Here is a 270-nt window from a genome sequence, read left to right as displayed (position 1 = left end):
ACAGCCGCCCGGGAGACCGCCTGAAACAGGCGCTGTTGGGCCGGAAGCGCCGGTATTTTCAGGAATTCTGGGCGCTGCGCGGCATCAGCTTCGAGATCGAGCGCGGCAGCACCGTCGGCATCGTCGGGCACAACGGTTCGGGCAAGTCCACCCTTCTCCAGATCATCTGCCACACCCTGCGGCCGTCTTCCGGCGAGGTCGAGGTGAACGGCCGGGTGTCCGCGCTGCTGGAACCCGGGCCCGGCTTTAACCCGGAATTCAGCCGGCGCG

1 protein-coding gene is annotated in these 270 nt (G+C 67.4%); it reads left to right on the top strand.

Features of this window, described 5'->3' with window-relative positions; all coding sequences use genetic code 11:
• Nucleotides 1-270: ATP-binding cassette domain-containing protein (locus JT719_RS24775; protein WP_207436449.1), on the top strand; the 270-nt coding region annotated here is incomplete at both ends.

This window comes from Sabulibacter ruber (assembly GCF_017355955.1).
GTDB lineage: Bacteria > Bacteroidota > Bacteroidia > Cytophagales > Hymenobacteraceae > Nibribacter > Nibribacter ruber_A.
Note: the sequence above shows the minus strand (reverse complement) of the source record. Positions and strands in the feature narration are given on the sequence as shown.